Source organism: Bradyrhizobium sp. STM 3566 (genome assembly GCF_045571445.1).
Classification (GTDB): Bacteria; Pseudomonadota; Alphaproteobacteria; order Rhizobiales; family Xanthobacteraceae; genus Bradyrhizobium; species Bradyrhizobium vignae.
The window spans coordinates 2,344,164-2,363,526 of the sequence record NZ_CP120692.1 but is presented as its reverse complement, the minus strand read 5'-3'; the positions used below and the strand labels follow the sequence as shown (position 1 = coordinate 2,363,526).

Sequence of the window (19,363 nt, the reverse complement as noted above, 5' to 3'; positions counted from 1 at the left end):
ATTTCGTTTCCGCGGCGTGCGCGATGGGGCGCGCGCGTTGCGGATCGTGGCTTTCCCCTGATGTTGGAGATTGATGATGAGGAAATCACTTCTTGCATTGGCTATCGGGCTCTTGCTTACCGGCAGTGTCGGTGCAGCCTCCGCCGCCGACAAGCTGAAGGTCGGTTTCATCTATTTGGGCCCGATCGGAGATCTCGGCTGGACTTATCAGCACGACCTCGCGCGTCAGGCGCTGGTGAAGGAATTGGGCGACAAGATCGAGACCACTTACCTCGAGAACGTGCCCGAAGGTCCCGACGCCGAGCGCTCGATCGAACAGCTCGTCCGCGCCGGCAACAAGCTGATCTTCACCACGTCGTTCGGCTACATGGATCCGACGCTGAAGGTCGCCAAGAAATATCCGAACGTGCATTTCGAGCACGCCACCGGCTACAAGCGCAATCCGAACATGTCGACCTATTCGGCCAAATGGTATCAGGGCCGCTACATCCAGGGCCTGATCGCGGCCAAGATGTCGAAATCGGGCGTGCTCGGCTATATCGGCTCGTTCCCGATTCCCGAGGTCGTCTCCGGCATCAACGCCACGATGCTTGCGGCGCAGACCATCAACCCGAACATCAAGGTCAAGATCATCTGGGCCAATACCTGGTTCGACCCGGGCAAGGAGGCCGACGCCGCCAAGGCGCTGATCGACCAGGGCGCCGACGTCATCATGCAGCACACGGACTCGCCAGCGGCGATGCAGATCGCGAGCGAACGCGGCAAACTCGCCTTCGGCCAGGACTCCGAGATGATCAAGTTCGGGCCCAAGACCCAGCTCACCTCGGTCCTCGATACCTGGGCCCCCTACTACATCGAGCGCGTCAAGGCCGAGCTCGCCGGCACCTGGAAGTCCGAGGACACCTGGGGCGGCCTCGACAGCCACATGTTCGCGATGGCGCCTTATACCAACATGCCTGACGATGTGAAAAAGATGGCCGAGGATGCCCAGGCCGCGATCACCGCGGGCAAGCTGCATCCGTTCAAATGCCCGATCGTTGGGCAGGACGGCAAGCCGGTCGAGTGCAAGGGCGGCGATCACCTCGATGACGGCCAGATCCTCGGCATGAACTTCTACGTGAAAGGGATCGACGACAAGCTGCCGGGCAAGTAGCACGCTTCTTGCATCGCCTAAATCACCTGCTCCTCCCGGAGGAGGTTCGGAGGGGGTGGCCAGAAGCACCCGGCACTTGTGGCTGCCCCCTCTTTCTATCTGGCCCCCGATTATCCCCCCTGCATGGCCCGCGCCGCGGAACTATGGCGGCGGATGAGGTCTGCGAAATCGAGACCCGGGATCGCGCCATCGATCACCGCCCATTTTCCAGCCACCATCACCCGATCGGAGCGATGCGCCCCGCACAGCACCAGGGCGGCCAGGGGATCGCCGTGGCCGGAGAAGCGCAGTTCATCGAGCTTGAACAGCGCGAGGTCCGCCGCCTTGCCGATCGCGATCTCGCCGAGCTCCGGACGGCCGACGCAGGCTGCCGAGCCCTTGGTCGCCCAGCGCAGCGCATCGCTGTGGCTGACCCTCGTCACGCCATAGCGCGCCCGTTGCAGCAGGAACGCGGCCCGCACCTCCTGCATCAGGTTGGAACCGTCGTTGGAGGCCGAGCCGTCGACACCAATGCCGATCCCAACGCCGGCCTCTTCCATATCGCATACCGGGCAACAACCGGACGCCAGCAGCTGGTTGCTGCACGCGCAATGGCTGACGGTCGTGCCGGCCTTGCCGAGCCGTCTCATCTCGTCCGGATTGAAGAAGATTCCGTGGGCGAGCCAGGTGCGCGCGTTGAGCCAGCCGCATTGCTCGAGATAGTCGAGCGGGCGGCAGCCATACATCTGCTCGCAGAACCTGTTCTCGTCCTCGGTTTCGGCGAGATGGGTATGCAGGCGCACGTCGAGCTTGTCGGCGAGATCGGCGGTGGCGCGCATCAGCGACGTCGTCACCGAGAAAGGTGAGCACGGCGCGAGCGCGATCTGCACCATCGCGTCCGCGCCGCGCTGGTGGTGCTTGGCGACCACGCGGGCACTGTCGGCAAGGATGGTTTCCTCGTCCTGCACGACGCTGTCGGGCGGGAGGCCGCCATCGCGCTGCGACAGGTTCATCGAGCCGCGCGTGAGCAACACCCTTAACCCGAGGCGCTTCGCCACCGCCACCTCGATATCGACGACGTCTTCGAGTCCGGCCGGGAATACATAGTGGTGATCGGTCGTGGTGGTGCAGCCGGAGAGCAGCAGCTCGGACATCGCCACGGTGACGCCGAGCTCGAGCGCTTCCGGCGTCAGCCTCGCCCACACCGGATAGAGCGCCTGGAGCCAGGGGAACAGCTCGCGGCCCATCGCGGCCGGCAGCGCCCGCGTCAGCGTCTGATAGAAATGATGATGGGTGTTGATCAGGCCCGGCAGCACCACGTGTTCGCCCGCGTCGAACACCGCGACGTCAGCGGTTGCGGGCACACCGCCGGCCGGCACCAGCTCGACGATCCGGCCGTCCTTCACCACGATGCCGCGCTCGGCACGGTCGGCGAGGATGGCCAGGGGATCCCTGATCCATGTCGGCCTTGTGTCACTCATGATCCTGCTTCTCCTCACACCCGCTGACGGCAGGCCTGCAAGGCGGAGGACGACCGCGTCCCTGCTCCGACTTGTTGTTGCCACTTGTTGTTGCCACTTGGCTCCCGTCTTGCAACACTTTCTCTTGACCATTCACCCGGCGGGAGGGTTGGCGCAGCCATGGACTTGAATACCATCACAGCGGTCGCCCATCCGCAAACGCGCTCGCAGCTGCCCGTTTGGACGGCAGGTGATGCTTGGCTCGCAGGCGGCACTTGGCTCTTCTCGGAGCCGCAAACGCATTTGACACGACTGATCGATCTCACCGATCTGAAATGGCCGGCGCTGACACTCACCGAGAGCCACCTCAGCATCGCCGCCACTTGCACCGTCGCGGAGCTCGATGGACTCGCCTGCCCGTCCGATTGGCTCGCGGCACCGCTGATCAACCAGTGCTGTCGGGCGTTTCTTGCTTCGTTCAAGATTTGGAAGACGGCAACGGTCGGCGGCAATCTTTGCATGTCGCTGCCGGCCGGACCGATGATCTCGCTCACATCAGCGCTCGACGGAGTCTGCACCATCTGGAAGGCCAGCGGCGGAGAGCAGAGGCTTTCCGTGGTCGATTTCGTCACAGGCAACCAGCGCAACCGTCTCACGCCGGGCGACCTGCTCCGGCAGATCGATGTCCCGATTGTCGCACTGAAGCGCCGCACCGCCTTTCGCCAAATTTCGCTGGCGCCCGTCGGCCGTTCGGCAGCACTGCTGATCGGAAGTCTCGAAGCCGATGACACGCTGACGCTCACAGTCACCGCGTCGACGGTGCGGCCGATCCAGCTTCTCTTTCGCAAAGCCCCGGATGCGAGCGCACTTCGCACCGCGCTCATGCAGCAGATCACGGATGACCTGTACCATACGGACATCCATGGCAAGCCGCTCTGGCGCAAGCATATGACGCTGCGGTTAGCCGAGGAAATTCGCAGCGAACTCCTGGGAGCGACGCGGCCATGAGCTTCGAGGTCAACGGCAAGGCGTTCTCTCAGGAGCCACGCGCCGGGCAATGCCTGCGCACGTTCCTGCGCGAGCTCGGCCATTTCGGCGTGAAGAAGGGCTGCGATGCCGGTGATTGCGGCGCCTGCACCGTGCTGCTCGACGGCGAGCCGGTACACAGCTGCCTGATCCCGGCGTTCCGCGCCGAGGGACGCACCGTAACCACGGTCGAGGGGCTCGGCGGCGACCATCCGATGCAGCAAGCCTTCCTCGACGCGCAGGGTTTTCAATGCGGCTTCTGCACCGCCGGCATGATCCTGACCTGCGCCTCGCTGAACCAGGCGCAGCGCACCGATCTCGGCAGCGCGTTGAAGGGCAATATCTGCCGCTGCACCGGTTATCGTTCGATCGAGGACGCGATCCTCGGCAACACCAATGTCGAGGCTATCGTCGAGACCGGCGCCGCCTTCGGCCGCAGCCTGCCGGCGCCCGCGGGTCCCGATATCGTGCGCGGCAAGGCACGCTACACCTTCGATACCGCAATCGAAGGCCTGTTGCACATCAAGCTGCTGCGCTCGCCTCATGCTCACGCCAGGATCGCCGCGATCGACAAATCGGACGCGCTTCGCGTTCCCGGCGTGCACGCCGTGCTGACGCATGAGGATGCACCGCCTGTCCTGATCTCGACTGCGCGGCACGAGAGGGACTGGATGGATCCCGAGGACACCCGCGTTCTCGATGACGTCGTCCGCTTCATCGGCCAGAAGCTCGCCGCCGTCGTCGCCGAGACCGAAGCCGCCGCCGAGGAGGCGTGCCGGCGGATCAAGGTGGAGTACGAGATCCTGCCCGCGCTGATCGATCCCGAGCAGGCGATGAAACCGGATGCGCCAGTTCTTCATCCTGACCGCACCACCGCGAACCGGATCGCCGATCCCCAGCGTAACCTCGCGGCGGAGACGCATGGCGAGTTCGGCGATGTAGCCGCAGCACTCGCCACTTCCGCCGTCACCTATGAGGCGACCTTCCACAGTCACCGCGTGCAGCACGCCGCACTGGAGACTCACGGCGGGCTCGCTTGGCTCGACGATGCGGGCGTGCTCAATGTCCGCACCTCGACGCAGGTGCCGTTCCTGACCCGGCGCGCGCTGTCGGACATCTTCCAGCTTCCCAGGGACAAGGTCCGCGTGTTCTGCGAACGCGTCGGCGGCGGCTTCGGCGGCAAGCAGGAGATGTTCGTCGAGGACATCCTGGCGCTTGCTGCGCTCAAGACAGGTCTTCCTGTGAAGCTGGAACTCACCCGCGAGGAGCAGTTCATCGCGACCTCGACGCGGCATCCGATGCGGATCCACATCAAGGCCGGCGCCGATGCCGGCGGCAAGCTCACCGCGCTCCAGCTCGACGTGCTCTCCAACACCGGCGCCTACGGCAATCATGCCGGCCCCGTGATGTTCCACGCGCTGTCCGAGTCCATCGCCGTTTACAATTGCCCGAACAAGCGGGTCGACGGCTATGCCGTCTACACCAACACGGTGCCGGCGGGTGCGTTTCGCGGCTATGGCCTGCCGCAGGCCCTCATCGCGGTCGAGGCCGCGATCGACGAGCTGGCGAAGCAGCTCGGCATCAGCCCCTACGAGATGCGCCGGCGCAATATCATCAAGCCCGGCGATCCCATGCTGTCGCCGCCGCCGTCCGAATATCACGACGTGCTCTATGGCTCCTATGGACTCGACCAGTGCCTCGACCTCGTCGAGCGCGCGATGCAGGCCAGTGGCCCGCAGCCGGAGCTGTCGCCGGAATGGCTGGTTGGTGACGGCATTGCGCTGACCATGATCGATACGGTGCCACCGGCCGGCCATTTCGCCGATGCGACGATCGCGCTGCGCGATGACGGCGGCTTCGATCTCACCGTCGGCACCGCCGAGTTCGGCAGCGGCACCAGCACCGTGCATCGGCAGATCGCGGCGACGACGCTTGCGACCACTGTCGACCGCATTCGCCTGCGCCAGTCCGACACGGCGCACGGCGGCCACGACACTGGCGCCTATGGCAGCGCCGGCACCTTCGTCGCGGGCAAGGCGACGCATGCCGCAGCCGCGCAGCTTGCGACCGAGCTGAGGGCGGCCGCCGCCGGCGCGTGGCTGTGCGACGTGGACACCTGCGTGCTCGATGCCGATGCCGTCGTCAGCGGCGTACGCCGCATGTCCTTTACGGAACTGGCCAAGCTCGCCCGCGAATGCGGCCAACCCTTCGCAGGCACCGGCAGCTCGAACGGCACGCCGCGTTCGGTCGGTTTCAACGTGCAGGGCTTTCGCGTCGCGGTGAACAAGGGCACCGGTGAGCTCAGGATTCTCAGGAGCGTGCACGCCGCGGACGCGGGCGTCGTCGCCAATCCCATGCAGTGCCGCGGCCAGATCGAAGGCGGCGTGGCGCAGGCGCTCGGCGCTGCGCTCTACGAGGAGATGGTGATCGACGCCACGGGGCGCGTCATCAACCCGAAATTCCGAGATTATCACCTGCCCTCCTTCGCCGACGTTCCGCGCACGGAGGTGTTCTTCGCCGAAACGTCCGACACGATCGGACCGCTGGGCGCAAAGTCGATGAGCGAGAGTCCGTACAATCCGGTTGCCGCTGCGCTCGGCAACGCCATTGCCGATGCCACCGGCATCCGCTTCACCGCGCCGCCCTTCAAGCCGGATCGGCTGTTTCCGGCGCTGCTCGACAAGTTTGGTGGCTAACTGCCGCGATAGGTCGAATAACTCCAGGGCGTGACCAGCAGCGGCACGTGGTAATGGCTTTCCGGCTCGCTGATCGCAAAGCGCAGCGGGATCTCGTCGAGGAACGGCGGGTCCGACAGCGGCACGCTGCGCTCGGCGTAATAACTGGCGACGCGGAATCTGAGCTCGTAGCGGCCAATCGGCAGCGGACGACCGCCGATCAGTGGCTGGTCGGTGCGGCCGTCCGCGTTCGTGACGGTCCGCGCGATGATGCGGCTCTCGCCGAGGCTCGCGAGCTCCACGAGCTCAACCGGGATTCCCGGCGCGGGCTTGCCAATGTGATTGTCCAGCACATGAGTCGAGAGCCGGCCGTGCACCTTCAGCCGATCGTCGGCAATGACGAGCTGATCCAGCCGCAGCGCCGAGATGCGGCCGATCTCCTCGATCGCACGCCTTATCTCGGTCTTGATGATGTTGGGCTGCCGCGTCTCGAAGTCGCGCAGCACGGAATCCTTGGTGTGACGGCGCACGCAGACGATATAGGGGATGCCGAATTTTTCGCGATAGGCGTTGTTGGCACGTTCGAACGCGGCGTATTCGGCTTCCGACAGCCGGTCGAGTCCGGCGCTGTTCTGCTCGTCGGTCGATTCCGCCGTGAGGCCGGCGGCGCGCTGGGTCTTGTTGGCGAGATCGGGATGCGCCCGGATCAGCGCCAGCTGAACGTCAGGCTCTGCACCCTGGATCGCCGCAATCAGCGCGGCGTGCAACTGGTTGATTCCGGCGAACGGCCGCTTTGCCGCAAGCTGCTCGGCGATCCATGGCGAATATTCGACGACATTGGCGAGCGCCGCGACGAATTCGGCCCGGCTTGCAGCGTTGAGATCGGCGAGCGGGATCTGCGACATCATCCTCTCACCCGATCTCGAATGCGTCGGCGGCAAGATGGGCGTGCTTGTCGTGCCAGTGCTGCGCGATCTGCAACCGCGTCGGCACCCAGACGCGCTCGTGCTTGCCGATATGATCGAGGAAGCGCATCAGCCCGGCCGCGCGGCCGGGCCGGCCGGCGAGGCGGCAGTGCAGGCCGACCGACATCATCTTCGGCGCGGTCTGCCCTTCCGCGTAGAGCACGTCGAAGGCGTCCTTCAGATAGGTGAAGAACTGCTCGCCTTCGGCAAACCCTTGCGGATTGATGAAGCGCATGTCGTTGGCATCCAACGTATAGGGAATCATGAGCTGCTTGCCGTTCGCGCCCCTGACCCAATAGGGCAGATCGTCGGCATAGGAGTCGCACAGATAGAGGAAGCCGCCTTCCTCCATCAGCAGGCGGTTGGTGTTGATCGAGGAGCGCCCGGTGTACCAACCGAGCGGCCGCGATCCTGTCACCTCGGTGTGGACGCGAATGGACTCCGCGATCTCGGCGCGCTCCTGCGCCTCGGTCATGTCCTTGTGCTCGATCCATTTCCGGCTGTGGCTCGCGATGTCCCAGCCCGACTCCTTCATCGCCGCGACGATCTCGGGATTGCGCTTGAGCGCAGTGGCGACGCCGAACACCGTGGTCGGCCACTTCCGCTCGTTGAACATCCGCCACAACCGCCAGAAGCCGGCGCGCGAGCCATACTCGAACATGGATTCGATATTGGCATGGCGCTGACCCGGCCAGGGCTGCGCACCGAGCACGTCGGACAGGAACGCTTCCGAGGCGCGGTCGCCGTGCAGGATGTTGTTCTCGCCGCCCTCCTCGAAATTGACGACGAACTGCACCGCGATCCGCGCCTCACCTGGCCATTGCGGGTGCGGCGGATTGCGGCCGTAGCCGCGGAGATCGCGCGGGTAGCGAGGCTCACTCACTCAGACTTCCTCGAAGCGGATCGGCAGCGCGCCTTTCCACAGCACGCTCTTGCCGAGTGTCGCCAGATTCTCCAGGCCCGAGGTCAGCGTGATGAAATGGTTGCCGGCGAGCTGGCCCATCTTGCTCGCGAAATGCACGCCGCCATAGGCCAGCAGGATCTCGGTCTCGCTGATGCCGCCCGGATAGAGGATGATCTGGCCTGGCGCGGGATAGCTGGTGTGGTTCTCGTAGCCGACGCCGAAATCGAGGTCGCCGAGCGGCATCCACACGCCCTCGCCGCTCCAGCGCACATGGATGATGTGGCTTTCGAACGGCAGCGCCTTGCGGAAGGCGGCCACTGTCTTGGGTGCCAGCTGCTCCTCGAAACGGGCATCGAAGGTGAAATCGCCGGCGCGGATAACGAGTTTGCTCATCTCATCTCTCTGGATCGGGGGCTAGAGGCCCCGCGGGGAACCTTCAGCAAAAAGCACTCCATCGGGCTTCGCGCAAGGGGCGGAGTCGCAATCACCTGCGATCGTAGGACCAGCCGAAAATGCCGCTACGCCGCACCTCCGGCTCCGGCTCGGCGGCTGCCGCAGGCGGCGCCTCCTTCAGTTCCGCCTGCGGCGGGGGTGCGGGCGGCGCCGGCAGGTTCTCGCATTTCATGGAATAGACCAGCTTGCCGTCCGCGGTCCGCCCGATCGGCGCGCAGGGATCGGGATGCGCCGCAGCGGTCTTCGGTGTCATCTTGACTTGCGCGGCTGCGGGCGAAGCGATCAGCAGCAGGACCAGCAGATATCTCGACATCGTTGTCGCCTGGGAACTCAGTTGCCCCATTGAACCGGATTGCGGCGGGCAAGTCCATCGGGGGCCAAGGGCAGGCTGCCGAATATTTAGCCGGGACCAAAAATTTTGCTCGCTCCATCGTGATGGCGCCGCCGCTGATATCGAGAAGGCCCATCGCCATGTCAGCCTGGACGACGACGACATCTCTCACAGCCGGAGCGTCGTCACGGGAGAGACAACGATGCAAAAGACTTTCACCTTTCTCGGCGCCATGCTGATTGCCGCCGCCACCATCCAGACCGCCGCCGCAAGCGACCGCCACCACGCCCGCAAGGCGCAACGCGCTCCCATCACGCAGTCGGTCCGCGACTCCAATGCCGCGCTCTGGCCGTCGCAGCCAACGGCGCCCGATTGGTCGCGCTATGCCAACGGCGCGATGTCGGCGCCGGCGGGACGGTGATTTGCCGATGCGTTGCATGTCGGCTTTTGCTCGTGTGTCCCGGACCAGCCGCAACCCGTGAAGCGTTGCGGCGCAGAGCCGGGACCGAGGGCAACACGGCACGGGCGCGGCGACATGGGCCCCGGCTCTGCAGCGCACCGCTGAAGGAGCGCTGCGCTGCGTCCGGGGCACGCGAGAGGCGTGTGGTACACGCTCTCTCCTCCTCGTCATTGCGAGGAGCCCTTGCGACGAAGCAATCCTGAATCGCGCCGCGGAAAGATTCTGGATTGCTCACATGGGGATTTGGTGTGTCAAGGCGGTTTGTTCAGCTCTTTGTTCGATTGCAGGCCAGCTCTTCGTCCCGACCGTGGAGCACGTAGGATGGCGCGCGCAGATCGAGTCAAGGTCGGCCCGTAGGGCCGTCGCGAAGCGACTTGGCCTTGACTCGAGCGAGCACGCCATCAGGCTTTGGCAGTCGGGGCAGCGGGCGGATAACTCCTTTTCGTCAGGCGATCCAAGGGTCGAGCCGGTTTTTGCAATCTGGTTTGCTTGCCAGATCAAACTCACATTCGGTCGCCGCGCGGCGGCGGCTGCACCAACATTCCGCTTGCGGCGGGCAGGCTCGAGAGGACGAGACCATTCTTCGTTACGGCGTTTGAAGCCATGCAATCCATCGGTTCGTCCACCCGGATCGGCCGAGGCTGATCAATCTCGGCGGATTGGCTTTGAGGCTGAGGAGCGTGGTGTCAGGCGGCGGCCTTTATCTCGGCTCCCTCGATCACCACGCCCGCGGTCACGTACTTCCAGAGGGCCACGAGCAGCTTGCGCGCGAGCGCCACGATCGCGCGCTTGCGGCCGCGTTGGCTGTGCACCTTGAACCACTGGGTCAAAGCCGATTGAGGCTGGTGGCGTACCCAGAGCCAGGCGAGCTGGATCATCGTGGTTCTCAGGCGCGGATTGCCAGCCTTCGACACGCCTTGCTCGCGCTCGATGCCGCCACTGCGCCATGGCGTGGCTGCAAGGCCGGCATAGGATGCAATCTGGCGGCGGTTGGCGAACTGCCGGTAAAAGGCCTCCGACCAGAGAACGGCCGTGAAGTTCGGGCCCAGGCTCTTCAGTTCGAGCAGCATTGCCACCGGGTTCGATACGGTCTTCTCCCCCGCCGCCTTGCTCGCGGCCAGCAACGCATCCTGCTCGCGCTCCACCGCCGTGATCTGGTCGAGCAGCAGTTCGAGCCGGTCGAGTTCGCGGCTGATCTGCGCCTTCAGATGCGCCAGCAAGGCGCGCCCGTCGCCCGTCCGCAAGGCCTCCAGCCGCTTCCGCCGGTCTCGCCGCAGCGGCGCGTAGTCGAAGATCCCTTGCGCGAACAGAAGACCCTTGATCCGGTTCACATGCTCGATCCGCTCCGCGATCAAGGTCTCTCGCTCGCGGCACAGCCTACGGCGGTCCTCCTCTGCCGGAGAGGGCGCAACGACCATGGCGCAGACCCGTACCTCGCCGCGCTTGTAGGCCAGCAGCGTCCGCAACAGCGTCTCGCCATCCAGCCGGTCCGTCTTGGCCCGCCGGCGCCGGCGCGGCGTCGCAATCGAGGCCGGATCGACTACGTGGCTCTCGATGCCTTCCTGCTGCAGGGCGCGGTGAAGCCAGAACCCGTCCAGCCCCGCCTCCTGGATCGTGATGAGCGGATAGCTCTCACCCGTTCGCGCCTGCGCCTTGCGCTTCAGCTCCGCAAACAGCTTCAACAGTTCCGAAAGCTCGCCGGCCTTCATGCTGCGTTTGGACATCTTCTCGCCCTTGCAGGGCGACAGCGAAGTGACCAGCCATGTCGAACGGCTCAGTTCCAATGACACAAAAATTGCGCCAAACTGCGTGCGGATAGCGGCCAGTCCGTCGGAAGGATGATCGAGCAACATCGTCGTCTCCAGGTTGAATGGATTCAGCAACCCTCAGTCTGGCCTCAGACCTGGTCGCTATCCACTCCCCATGGAATCTTCGCTGCGCTCGCAATGACGGAGTGTGAGGTGACAGCGTGTGCGTGGCTGCAGACATGCCTTCGCGTCCTCGCGGCGCAACTCGCCCGAGCTTTGCTTCGTCGCTTCACCCTCTGAAAGCCAAGAGCAACTGTGGCGAAGTAGCCCGGCGATCGGCCGGCCTCAAGGCTGGCGCTGGCGCGCCCCCGCCTGCGGCGGCTGACGGCCTTGACCCCGTCCGCTCACCGGTCTGTTGGCTTTGCATGCGCTCGGCCGAGGTCCGAGCGCGAGATAGGCGCGCTCGTCAGGCCACCCTGTATTTCTTCGGATCCCACGTCTCGCCGCGCGCGATCATGGTGTTGAGGATGATGATCAGCTTGCGCATGCAGGCGACGATCGCGACCTTTGGCGGCTTGCCCTTGGCAATCAGCCGTTCGTAGAAGGCCTTGAACACCGGATTGTTCAGCGTTGCGGCACCGACACAGGGCATGTAGAGGGCATTTCGCACCCAGCGGCGGCCACCCTTGATGCAGCGTTCACCTCGACGTTTGCCGCTATCATCGTCATAAGGAGCAACGCCCATCAACGCGGCGGCAACTTCGTCGCTCACCTGCCCCAGCTCCGGTAGTCCTCCAAGCAGCGCCATTGCGGTCCCCTCAGCAAAGCCTGGTACGCTCTGGATGATCTCGGCGCGTTTGGCAAAGTCCGGCGTTGTCTTGATCGTCGCCGCGATCGCGGTCTCGAGCGCGGCGATTTCGTCAGCCAGCTTCTTAAGAAGACGCGCGCGAGCCTTCTGAACAAGGGCCGGCGCCTCATGCTCCTTCTGCATTTCCAGGCGAGCCCTGACGTCAAGCAGGCCTTGGCGTCCCTTCACCAGTGCCTTCATCTCCTCGTGAGCGGGATTGTCGACTTGGCTGGGAGCCTCGCCGAATGTCTCGGCGAACCAGGAGATCATCTCCGCGTCGATCTTGTCATTTTTCGCAAGGCGTCCCGCCGATTCCGCAAAGTGGCGAACCCGTTTGGGATCGACGATCCGTACTTCCAGCCCTGCTTGGCGCAACGCCTTGGCCCATACCCGCTCGTAGCCGCCGCTTGCCTCCATCACTGCCTTGCCGACCTGATGCTTGCGAAGCCATGCAATCAAGCTCCGTCGCCCCGCCGCGGTTGTTGTTGGGCAAGTCTTCCGCTCCGTTACAGTCCGAATGCACGCATCAATCTTGTCTTTAGCGACATCGATGCCGACGACAACCAGATCGTCTTGTGTCATCATCCACTCCCTTCCTTGCCTGGTACGGGCTCGCAGCCCTTGCAACTGTTCGGGTTCAGGAAGACACCGGAGCTGTCCCTTGCTCTTTAGCAGGCTCTGTCGCCTTTGGGCGCAACGGGCTCAGTTCCGGCAACGGGCGGTTCTGATCCAACCGCCCGTTGCCACATTCTGGCAGATTTCGGGGACACAAGGGCGCAGGGAAGACCGCATAGGCGTTAAGTTTGTTCTTGAGTGTTGGAATCACACGTGATTCCAAGGCGGGATGGCAGACGAATCGCTTCTGAACGAGGACTGGACGAGAGTGGTTACGCAGCTCGGCGGGGCTGCGCAGCTTGAAATAAGTGCGCGCCAGACGAAGGCTTTCGTGCGGCGGCGCCAAATTCCAGATGCGGTGTCGTTACTTCGGCTGATGCTGGCCTATTGTCTGGGTGAAAGAGGGTTGAGATCGACAGCCGCGTGGGCCGCTTCTGTTGGCCTTGCCGAACTCAGCAGCGTGGCGTTGTTCTATCGCCTGCGTCAATGTGGCGATTGGTTTGCAGTGCTGGTGGAGGGCTTGCTCGCTGCGGCAGCCCCGAAAGCGAGCCGAGGCCGCCTGATCCGCATTATCGATGCGACGACAGTGCCTCAGGCAGGACCGGCTGCGCGCAGGAACAGTGAGCTTTGGCGCGTTCATAGTGCATTCGATCTGCCATATGAGCGCTTTGGTCACTTCGAGCTGACAGATCAGCAAGAAGGCGAAACGTTTGACCGGATACCGGTGGTCAAGAACGAGATCCGCATTGCTGACCGCGCTTATCTACAACCTGACCGCATCGCCGCTGTGCGCGACGCCGGGGCAGACGTTTTGATCCGAGCGGGCTGGAAGAACGCACGTTGGCTTGATGCCAAAGGCCTTCCGTTCGATCTGATGGCCCAATTGCGTGCGGCGAAGGCGCACGGACTGATCGATCGGAGGATTTGGATCAAACGCAAGGACGGTGCGCCTCTGGCTATGCGTCTGGTCGCAGTCAAGAAGCCCGCCGGTGCAGTCGCGGCTTCGCGCCGTAAAGCCCGGCGCGACGCACAAGACGAAAACCGCGTCATCTCCAAAGAAACTCTGGAAGCCGCGGATTGGGTCATTCTGGTCACGTCGCTCGCGCGGGACGAGTTCTCCACCAAGGATGTACTCGCGCTCTATCGACTGCGATGGCGCATCGAACTTGGCTTCAAGCGACTGAAGAGTCTGATTGGTCTCAAGACGCCACCTGGAACCGATCCGCGCTCCGCCAAGCCCTACTTGCTGGCACACCTCTTGATCATCCTGCTGCTCGAGCCGCTTGCCCGCGACTTCGAGGACTCTCCCCGCTGAACGCAGGCCGCCTGACGGCACCTGGCGCTTGGCGTGTTTTGCAACAACTCGTTGCATCCTTGCTACAAGCGATCATTCCACAACCAACCATCCGTTGCTTTCGCCGCAGAAAGCGAGCGCTTGGGCGGCACCTGCGCGAGCCTCCTCGAATACGTCCGTATCAATCGATGCTCGCGCTACCTTAACGCCTATGGGGAAGACCGGGTGCTGACCTCGCACCCGCGGTCTGCTGCGCGAAAGGATCGCGCAAAGGAGACCGCACAGCAGCATACAGGTGGTGCCAATCACTCGGCCTTCCCTGCGCGATGGTCGGACGGCTTATGCCGCGCTCTCCTGGGAGCCGAATTCCTTCTGGCCTCCCTCGCGCTCGCGGAATTCACCGGCAGCCGCGCCGGTTGACGCGACTGCCGCATTCGCAAGCGCTTGACCGTAGCAACGACGGCCAGGACCACACGGTTTTGCCGTACGCACGGCTTGCCATTTCGCCGCAGTTTTCCCCAGCCCTGTCGACGGAGCTGCGAAACTTACAGGCGAGACCAACCTGACAGCGCCGTTCGTCCGCACGATGCCTTGGGGCTCACGGAGAGCAATCCGCCCTGCCCCTGGCTGTTCGCGCCCGACGCTGCTGCGTCCACCGCAAGCCCGGCTCGCGACAATGACGACCTCATGATCGCCCCTCGAGAATGAGCCGGGATGCGCGACACATACGACAAATCCGAATTTCGGTAAAGTGGAATATTTTCGCGCCCGTGGGTTGACAGAGAAGCGAAACAGGCCCGCGCATCAAAAAAGGGCGGCACAAGGCACCGCCCTTTTCGCGCGATCCAAGCTGGCCAGCATTGAAAACGACCGTTCAATATGGCCCGTAATGGTAGCCGGGATCGTAGTAGGGACTACCGTAGTAGGGACGCGGACCATAACCATAATAATAGCGGTTCTCGTAGTAGTCGCGGCGCCGCTGCTCAGCGATCACTCCGCCGATGATACCCGCGGCGGCGCCCATGAAGGCAAGGCCTGCCGCACTCGGTCCGCGTCGATAATAGTGGCGACGTCGGGCGCTGAAATCGGTGGCGCCGGCGGAGGCCTGACCTGCCGCAGCAGCCTTGGCGGACACGGCCGGGGCCGCATCTGGGGATGCTGCTGCTGAAGGCGCCACCGAAGCGGCGAGCAGCGCCAGACTCGCGAACGCGGCCAGGACCGTGCTGCGGCGCGCCGCGGAAATCATCGGTGCATCACTCATCTCGATCTTCCTCTGCTTTCGCCCAAACACATCCGTAAGCAAACAGTCCGCAACGCGCAGATCACTGAAATGGTTTCATGAACGCGGCGATCTGCCACGCCTTGAACCATTGTAAACCGAATGATCAGATCCAGCTTGCACCATCCAACCTGAGCGGATAATGAACAGCCGCGCCGTTTTCGGCTGCCGTAAGCGTTTCACGTGAACCAACGCATCAACCGACGCCGTCGGGATCGATGCCATTTGCAGGGTTCAACGTGACTGACGCGTCCTTTTCCAAGAGAGACCAGATGATTGCGGTTCGCAAACTGCCGGCGCGCTATGCGCCGATCGTAATGCCATTCGTGCTATCCATCCTCATGACGGCGGTGGTGTCGATCATCTCGACGCTGCGAAGCCTCGGCGCAACGCCGGCGTTCCTCGCGGCCTGGCCGGGCGCCTGGGCGCTGTCATGGCTGGTCGCCTTTCCGACGCTGCTATTGGTCCTGCCACTGGTCCGCCGGATCGTGGCCTGGCTCGTTGCAGCCCCACCCGGCCGATAGGGGGAGCGCTTACGACAGCGCCCCGAGCACGCCCCTCGTCGCCTTGTCGATCTCCTCGACATAGCGGCGGCGGGCGAAGGTCTCGGTGAGGAAGCCGACCACCTTGCGGCTGTCGGTGGAATCGACCACCGCCAGCATCTCGGCCTCGGCCTCGTCGAACACGGCCATCGCCGACTTCACGTTCATTTCCGGGATCAGCACGATGTCGACCAGGCGGGCGAGCTCGATCACCTGGATATCGTCGGCGATGGCGTCGAGATCGCTGGAGAACAGGTCGGGCAGCATGACGAGGCCGACATATTCGTCAGCATTGTTGACGATGACGATCCCGGGCCGCGAGCCCAGCGCGAATTCGGCTCGCGTCGCTGCGATCGTCGTGGTCGACGGCACCTTGCCGACATCGGAGCGCATCAAGCGCTCGACCGTGAGATTGCGCAGCCAGCCGACGTCGTTGGCGCTGCGGATGGTCTCGCCGCGCAGATGCAGGCGCCAGGTCGAGAACGAATGGCCGAACATGAAGCGCACGCAGATGGAGGTGACGATGCAGCCGGCCAGCACCACGGCGGTGACGTCGACATTTCGGGTCATCTCGAGCACGAGGAACGACATCGTAAGCGGGCCGCCGACGATGGCGACCCCGAGCGTCGCCATGCCCGTCAGCATCGCGACGAGCGGATCGATCGCGAAGTTCGGGCTGATGAGCAGCAGCACCGCGGCAAAGAACTTTCCGATCAGGCTGCCGACGAACAGCGAGGCGAAGAACAGGCCGCCGCGGAAGCCCGAGGCGAGCGAGATCAGGCAAGCCGTCACCTTCAAGCCGATGATCAGCGCGATCAGACCGATCGCCATGTCGTGAAACAGATCGAGCACCATGGCGCCGTGGCCGGCTGCCAGCACCTGCGGCGTGACGATCCCAAAGCCGCCGACGATGAGGCCGCCGATCACCGGACGCAGCCATACTGGCATCCAGGCGAACAGGCGCTCGAACGTCGGCGAGGAGCGCATCACGGCGATACCGACGCCGCTGGTGACGAGGGCAAGCCCGATCAGAGCCAGGTACTGCTCGACGCCGACGGCGCTGACCTTGGGTATCTCCAGCGAGTAAGGCGCGCCGCCTAGCCATTGCGCGGTCAGGGCACCCGCGAGCGAGGCCGCCAGGATCGGCGCGGCGCTGCCGACCGAATAGACGCCGACGATGAGCTCGCAGGCGTAGAAGGCGCCCGTGATCGGCGCACCGAACGCCGCCGCGATCGCCGCAGCGGCGCCGCAACCGACCATCAGGCGCAGATCGTTGCGGCGCAGGTTGAAGAACTTGCCGAGCAGCGAGGCGATACCCGAGCCGATCTGGGTATAGCCGGCCTCCAGGCCAACCGAGGCGCCGCAGCCGTTGGAGATCAGGGTCTGGCTCGACACCACCACGCTGTCCCGCATCGAGAGATTGCCGCCGCGCAGCGCGTTGGCCTCGATCGGGTCGACCGCGTTCGAGATCTTCATGCGCCGCCGCGACCATTCCATGATGCCGAGCGCCAGGCCTCCGAGCGCGGGCGCGATCAGCGCTGCCCAAGGACTGACATACGCGTTCGAGGACAGGCGGACGTCGATGGGAATGCCGTAGATCACGACGTGCGCGATCTGGGCGATTTCGGCCATCAGCGTCACGATGGCGCCCGCGAGCGTGCCGATCACCAGCGCGAACGGGATCAGGTAGAACTCGTTGCTGCGCAACAGGGCGCGTATCCGAACCATGGTGCGGTTCGTCCCCTTGCGATCGACGAGATGTCTGATCCGCACGAACACCTTCTGCCCGCCCTACCCTTCCGACAGGCCGTAACCGGCCATGCGCTGGCGGACCCGTTCGATCTCGTCGCTCGGAAGCAGCGGCGGTTGTCCGATCTGAAGGCAGCCGTGATACTGCCGTGCCAGCGTCTCGACCTCGACGGCGAGCCACATCGCCTTGTCCAGCGTCTTGCCGATCGCGATCATGCCGTGATGGTCGAGCAGGCAGGCAAGCCGGCCCTCCAGCGCCCGCACCGCATGATCGGACAGCTCGACCGTTCCGAACGTCGCATAGGGCGCGCAGCGGATGCTGTCGCCGCCGGCAGCCGCGATCATGTAGTGCACCGGCGGAATCTCCATGCCCATGATCGCCAGGATAGTGCAATAGGTCGGATGGGCGTGCACGACGGCATTGACGTCAGGCCGCGACTTCAGGATGTCGCGATGGAAGCGCCATTCGCTCGACGGCTTCTGATCGGGCGCGTGTGCGCCGTCCATCGCCATGAAGACGATCTGGTCCGGGGTCATGGTCTCGTAGGGCACGCTGGTGGGCGTGACCAGGAGTCCATCCACATGCCGGACGCTGATATTCCCTGACGTGCCCTGGTTGATGCCGAGCGCATTCATGCGGCGGCAGGCGTCGATGATGGCTTGCCTCTTGTCGAGTTCGTCCGCAGTCATCGACATCTCGGTTTCTTCTCGGTTTCTTGGCGATGGACGTTAGATGGAAGTACGTCAAAGCCGTGCGGCAGTGCAAGCGAAAGCGACCGGATCGCGCCCCGCCTCGTCGACGGATTCCCCGCTTCCCGAAACAGACCGCAAAATCAACAGATTAGCAGATTGCCGCAGCCTTACGACAGGCTTGCCCGGACCGCCGCGATCCCGTTGATGACGAACTGCACCGAATAGGCGGCGAGCAGCATGCCGAGCACGCGCGAGAGCACGGCATTTCCAGTGCGCCCGAGCGTGCGCGCGATCAGGCCCGCAGAGACGAAGCACAGCATGCAAAGCAGGCAAACCGCGAGCACCACCGCGATGATGATCGCGAGCTTCGCCCCGTAGCCGGCATCGCCCGACAGCAGCAGCGTGGTCGCGATCGCGCCGGGGCCGGCCATCATCGGAATGGCCAAGGGAAATACCGCGACGTCCGAGGCATGCTCCGCGGTCGCCTTGTCGGCTTCGCGGGCCTCGCGATGCGGACGATCGCCGAAGATCATCTGATAGGAGACGCCGAACAGCAGCAGCCCGCCGGCGATCTGGAAAGCTGGAATGCCGATCCCGAGCTGGCGCAGCAGCCAGTTGCCGACCAGCGCGATCACCACCAGGATCGAGGTGGCGATCAGCGGCGCGCGCAGCGCGATCGTTCGCTTGACCGGGTCGGGCATGCTCCCGGTCGCGGCGAGGAAGGCCGGTGCAAGACCGACCGGATCGACCACCAGGAGCAGCGTCACGAAGGCTGACAGGGCGAAGTCGAGCATGCGTCGGCGAGGCCCCCCGGGAGCTGGAACGATGGCTGCCGGGCAGACTTAGCCCAGCAAAGCCGCTTTGGAAATCACTGGAGGCGACAATGAGCGACAGTGGAATCGGAATGCTCCTCGGCCACCTCTCGGCCAACCTGCTCTGGCTCTGGTTCATCGGCGCGTTCGTGCTCGGCGGGGTTCTCGTTTACGGGGTGATGAAGGCCGGCCACCTGCGCCGCAGCGAGCGGGCGCGCCTCGACCGCGCGACGGACGAGCGTCAGCGCCAGGAAGACCCCTACAAGCGCCCGACCTGAGCGAGCCGCGATCGCCGGTTGCAGTTTGGAACTTTCGTTCTCCAACGGGTTTTATCGCCCGAGGATTGAGGAAGGCGAGGCCTTCCCGCATCGCCTCACG

At 64.3% G+C, this 19,363-nt stretch carries 18 protein-coding genes; 7 read left to right on the top strand and 11 right to left on the bottom strand.

Going from position 1 to position 19,363, the window contains the following annotated elements; all coding sequences use genetic code 11:
• Positions 1-76 precede the first annotated feature (76 nt).
• A complete protein-coding gene (locus tag P6U27_RS11175) occupies positions 77-1,153 on the top strand; it encodes a BMP family ABC transporter substrate-binding protein (RefSeq protein ID WP_407194439.1) in 1,077 nt (358 codons plus the stop codon).
• Positions 1,154-1,263: 110 nt separating this feature from the next.
• Here P6U27_RS11175 and P6U27_RS11170 read toward each other — a convergent pair whose 3' ends face one another.
• Positions 1,264-2,613, bottom strand: a complete 1,350-nt coding sequence (locus P6U27_RS11170) for an 8-oxoguanine deaminase (RefSeq protein WP_407194050.1) — start codon at positions 2,611-2,613, stop codon at positions 1,264-1,266.
• 159 nt (positions 2,614-2,772) lie between these two features.
• On the opposite strand from P6U27_RS11170, the gene P6U27_RS11165 reads away from it, so the two are divergent.
• Both P6U27_RS11165 and P6U27_RS11160 read left to right on the top strand, forming a co-directional pair.
• The gene (locus P6U27_RS11165; protein ID WP_129144211.1) at positions 2,773-3,600 is read left to right on the top strand and encodes an FAD binding domain-containing protein; all 828 of its coding nucleotides are present in this window, start codon (positions 2,773-2,775) and stop codon (positions 3,598-3,600) included.
• Entirely contained in the window at positions 3,597-6,314 is a 2,718-nt protein-coding gene (locus P6U27_RS11160; RefSeq protein ID WP_407194049.1) for a molybdopterin-dependent oxidoreductase, read from the top strand. The genes P6U27_RS11165 and P6U27_RS11160 overlap by 4 nt, the downstream gene beginning before the upstream one ends.
• Here P6U27_RS11160 and uraD read toward each other — a convergent pair.
• The 4 genes from uraD to P6U27_RS11140 all read right to left on the bottom strand — a co-directional run bounded on the left by uraD (position 6,311) and on the right by P6U27_RS11140 (position 8,928).
• Complete coding sequence (gene uraD / locus P6U27_RS11155; RefSeq protein ID WP_164936991.1) at positions 6,311-7,198, bottom strand: 2-oxo-4-hydroxy-4-carboxy-5-ureidoimidazoline decarboxylase; 888 nt, start codon at positions 7,196-7,198, stop codon at positions 6,311-6,313. The genes P6U27_RS11160 and uraD overlap by 4 nt on opposite strands.
• Positions 7,199-7,205: 7 nt before the next feature.
• Positions 7,206-8,141, bottom strand: coding sequence for an allantoinase PuuE (gene puuE / locus P6U27_RS11150; RefSeq protein ID WP_407194048.1), 936 nt, complete (start codon positions 8,139-8,141; stop codon positions 7,206-7,208).
• A complete protein-coding gene (locus P6U27_RS11145) occupies positions 8,142-8,555 on the bottom strand; it encodes a DUF3830 family protein (protein WP_014493672.1) in 414 nt (137 codons plus the stop codon).
• A 91-nt stretch (positions 8,556-8,646) separates the two neighbouring features.
• Positions 8,647-8,928, bottom strand: coding sequence for a hypothetical protein (locus tag P6U27_RS11140; protein ID WP_209295674.1), 282 nt, complete (start codon positions 8,926-8,928; stop codon positions 8,647-8,649).
• 220 nt (positions 8,929-9,148) lie between these two features.
• Between P6U27_RS11140 and P6U27_RS11135 the strand changes: the two genes are divergently transcribed.
• Positions 9,149-9,367 (top strand): hypothetical protein, encoded by a 219-nt coding sequence (locus P6U27_RS11135; RefSeq protein WP_164936992.1) that lies wholly within the window; start codon positions 9,149-9,151, stop codon positions 9,365-9,367.
• Between the two features lie 725 nt (positions 9,368-10,092).
• On the opposite strand, the gene P6U27_RS11130 is transcribed toward P6U27_RS11135, so the two are convergent.
• Complete coding sequence (locus P6U27_RS11130) at positions 10,093-11,259, bottom strand: IS110 family transposase (RefSeq protein WP_122406387.1); 1,167 nt, start codon at positions 11,257-11,259, stop codon at positions 10,093-10,095.
• A gap of 361 nt (positions 11,260-11,620) precedes the next feature.
• Complete coding sequence (locus tag P6U27_RS11125; RefSeq protein ID WP_407194438.1) at positions 11,621-12,583, bottom strand: IS110 family transposase; 963 nt, start codon at positions 12,581-12,583, stop codon at positions 11,621-11,623.
• Positions 12,584-12,845: 262 nt separating this feature from the next.
• On the opposite strand from P6U27_RS11125, the gene P6U27_RS11120 reads away from it, so the two are divergent.
• On the top strand, positions 12,846-13,931 hold the full coding sequence (locus P6U27_RS11120; RefSeq protein ID WP_407194047.1) for an IS4 family transposase: 1,086 nt from the start codon (positions 12,846-12,848) through the stop codon (positions 13,929-13,931).
• Between the two features lie 853 nt (positions 13,932-14,784).
• Here the strand turns inward: P6U27_RS11120 and P6U27_RS11115 are convergent.
• Positions 14,785-15,171 (bottom strand): hypothetical protein, encoded by a 387-nt coding sequence (locus P6U27_RS11115; RefSeq protein ID WP_209296156.1) that lies wholly within the window; start codon positions 15,169-15,171, stop codon positions 14,785-14,787.
• A gap of 290 nt (positions 15,172-15,461) precedes the next feature.
• On the opposite strand from P6U27_RS11115, the gene P6U27_RS11110 reads away from it, so the two are divergent.
• Positions 15,462-15,713 (top strand): DUF2798 domain-containing protein, encoded by a 252-nt coding sequence (locus P6U27_RS11110; protein WP_122406541.1) that lies wholly within the window; start codon positions 15,462-15,464, stop codon positions 15,711-15,713.
• 9 nt (positions 15,714-15,722) lie between these two features.
• On the opposite strand, the gene P6U27_RS11105 is transcribed toward P6U27_RS11110, so the two are convergent.
• The 3 genes from P6U27_RS11105 to P6U27_RS11095 form a co-directional block, all read right to left on the bottom strand.
• Positions 15,723-17,510, bottom strand: a complete 1,788-nt coding sequence (locus tag P6U27_RS11105) for a chloride channel protein (RefSeq protein ID WP_122402211.1) — start codon at positions 17,508-17,510, stop codon at positions 15,723-15,725.
• Positions 17,511-17,522: 12 nt separating this feature from the next.
• On the bottom strand, positions 17,523-18,176 hold the full coding sequence (locus P6U27_RS11100; protein WP_174221566.1) for an L-fuculose-phosphate aldolase: 654 nt from the start codon (positions 18,174-18,176) through the stop codon (positions 17,523-17,525).
• A 164-nt stretch (positions 18,177-18,340) separates the two neighbouring features.
• The gene (locus tag P6U27_RS11095) at positions 18,341-18,967 is read right to left on the bottom strand and encodes a MarC family protein (RefSeq protein WP_407119788.1); all 627 of its coding nucleotides are present in this window, start codon (positions 18,965-18,967) and stop codon (positions 18,341-18,343) included.
• Between the two features lie 89 nt (positions 18,968-19,056).
• On the opposite strand from P6U27_RS11095, the gene P6U27_RS11090 reads away from it, so the two are divergent.
• On the top strand, positions 19,057-19,263 hold the full coding sequence (locus P6U27_RS11090; protein WP_122402209.1) for a hypothetical protein: 207 nt from the start codon (positions 19,057-19,059) through the stop codon (positions 19,261-19,263).
• The last annotated feature ends 100 nt before the right edge of the window (positions 19,264-19,363 follow it).

Bases quoted from the DNA above. Each gene is read 5' to 3' on its own strand.
- P6U27_RS11110 (WP_122406541.1), top strand. From the start codon at position 15,462: ATGATTGCGGTTCGCAAACTGCCGGCGCGCTATGCGCCGATCGTAATG.
- P6U27_RS11175 (WP_407194439.1), top strand. From the start codon at position 77: ATGAGGAAATCACTTCTTGCATTGGCTATCGGGCTCTTGCTTACCGGC.
- P6U27_RS11100 (WP_174221566.1), bottom strand. From the start codon at position 18,176: ATGTCGATGACTGCGGACGAACTCGACAAGAGGCAAGCCATCATCGAC.
- P6U27_RS11090 (WP_122402209.1), top strand. From the start codon at position 19,057: ATGAGCGACAGTGGAATCGGAATGCTCCTCGGCCACCTCTCGGCCAAC.
- P6U27_RS11140 (WP_209295674.1), bottom strand. From the start codon at position 8,928: ATGTCGAGATATCTGCTGGTCCTGCTGCTGATCGCTTCGCCCGCAGCC.
- P6U27_RS11160 (WP_407194049.1), top strand. From the start codon at position 3,597: ATGAGCTTCGAGGTCAACGGCAAGGCGTTCTCTCAGGAGCCACGCGCC.
- P6U27_RS11170 (WP_407194050.1), bottom strand. From the start codon at position 2,613: ATGAGTGACACAAGGCCGACATGGATCAGGGATCCCCTGGCCATCCTC.
- P6U27_RS11115 (WP_209296156.1), bottom strand. From the start codon at position 15,171: ATGAGTGATGCACCGATGATTTCCGCGGCGCGCCGCAGCACGGTCCTG.
- P6U27_RS11135 (WP_164936992.1), top strand. From the start codon at position 9,149: ATGCAAAAGACTTTCACCTTTCTCGGCGCCATGCTGATTGCCGCCGCC.
- P6U27_RS11120 (WP_407194047.1), top strand. From the start codon at position 12,846: ATGGCAGACGAATCGCTTCTGAACGAGGACTGGACGAGAGTGGTTACG.
- P6U27_RS11145 (WP_014493672.1), bottom strand. From the start codon at position 8,555: ATGAGCAAACTCGTTATCCGCGCCGGCGATTTCACCTTCGATGCCCGT.
- uraD (WP_164936991.1), bottom strand. From the start codon at position 7,198: ATGTCGCAGATCCCGCTCGCCGATCTCAACGCTGCAAGCCGGGCCGAA.
- P6U27_RS11165 (WP_129144211.1), top strand. From the start codon at position 2,773: ATGGACTTGAATACCATCACAGCGGTCGCCCATCCGCAAACGCGCTCG.
- P6U27_RS11130 (WP_122406387.1), bottom strand. From the start codon at position 11,259: ATGTTGCTCGATCATCCTTCCGACGGACTGGCCGCTATCCGCACGCAG.
- P6U27_RS11125 (WP_407194438.1), bottom strand. From the start codon at position 12,583: ATGACACAAGACGATCTGGTTGTCGTCGGCATCGATGTCGCTAAAGAC.
- P6U27_RS11095 (WP_407119788.1), bottom strand. From the start codon at position 18,967: ATGCTCGACTTCGCCCTGTCAGCCTTCGTGACGCTGCTCCTGGTGGTC.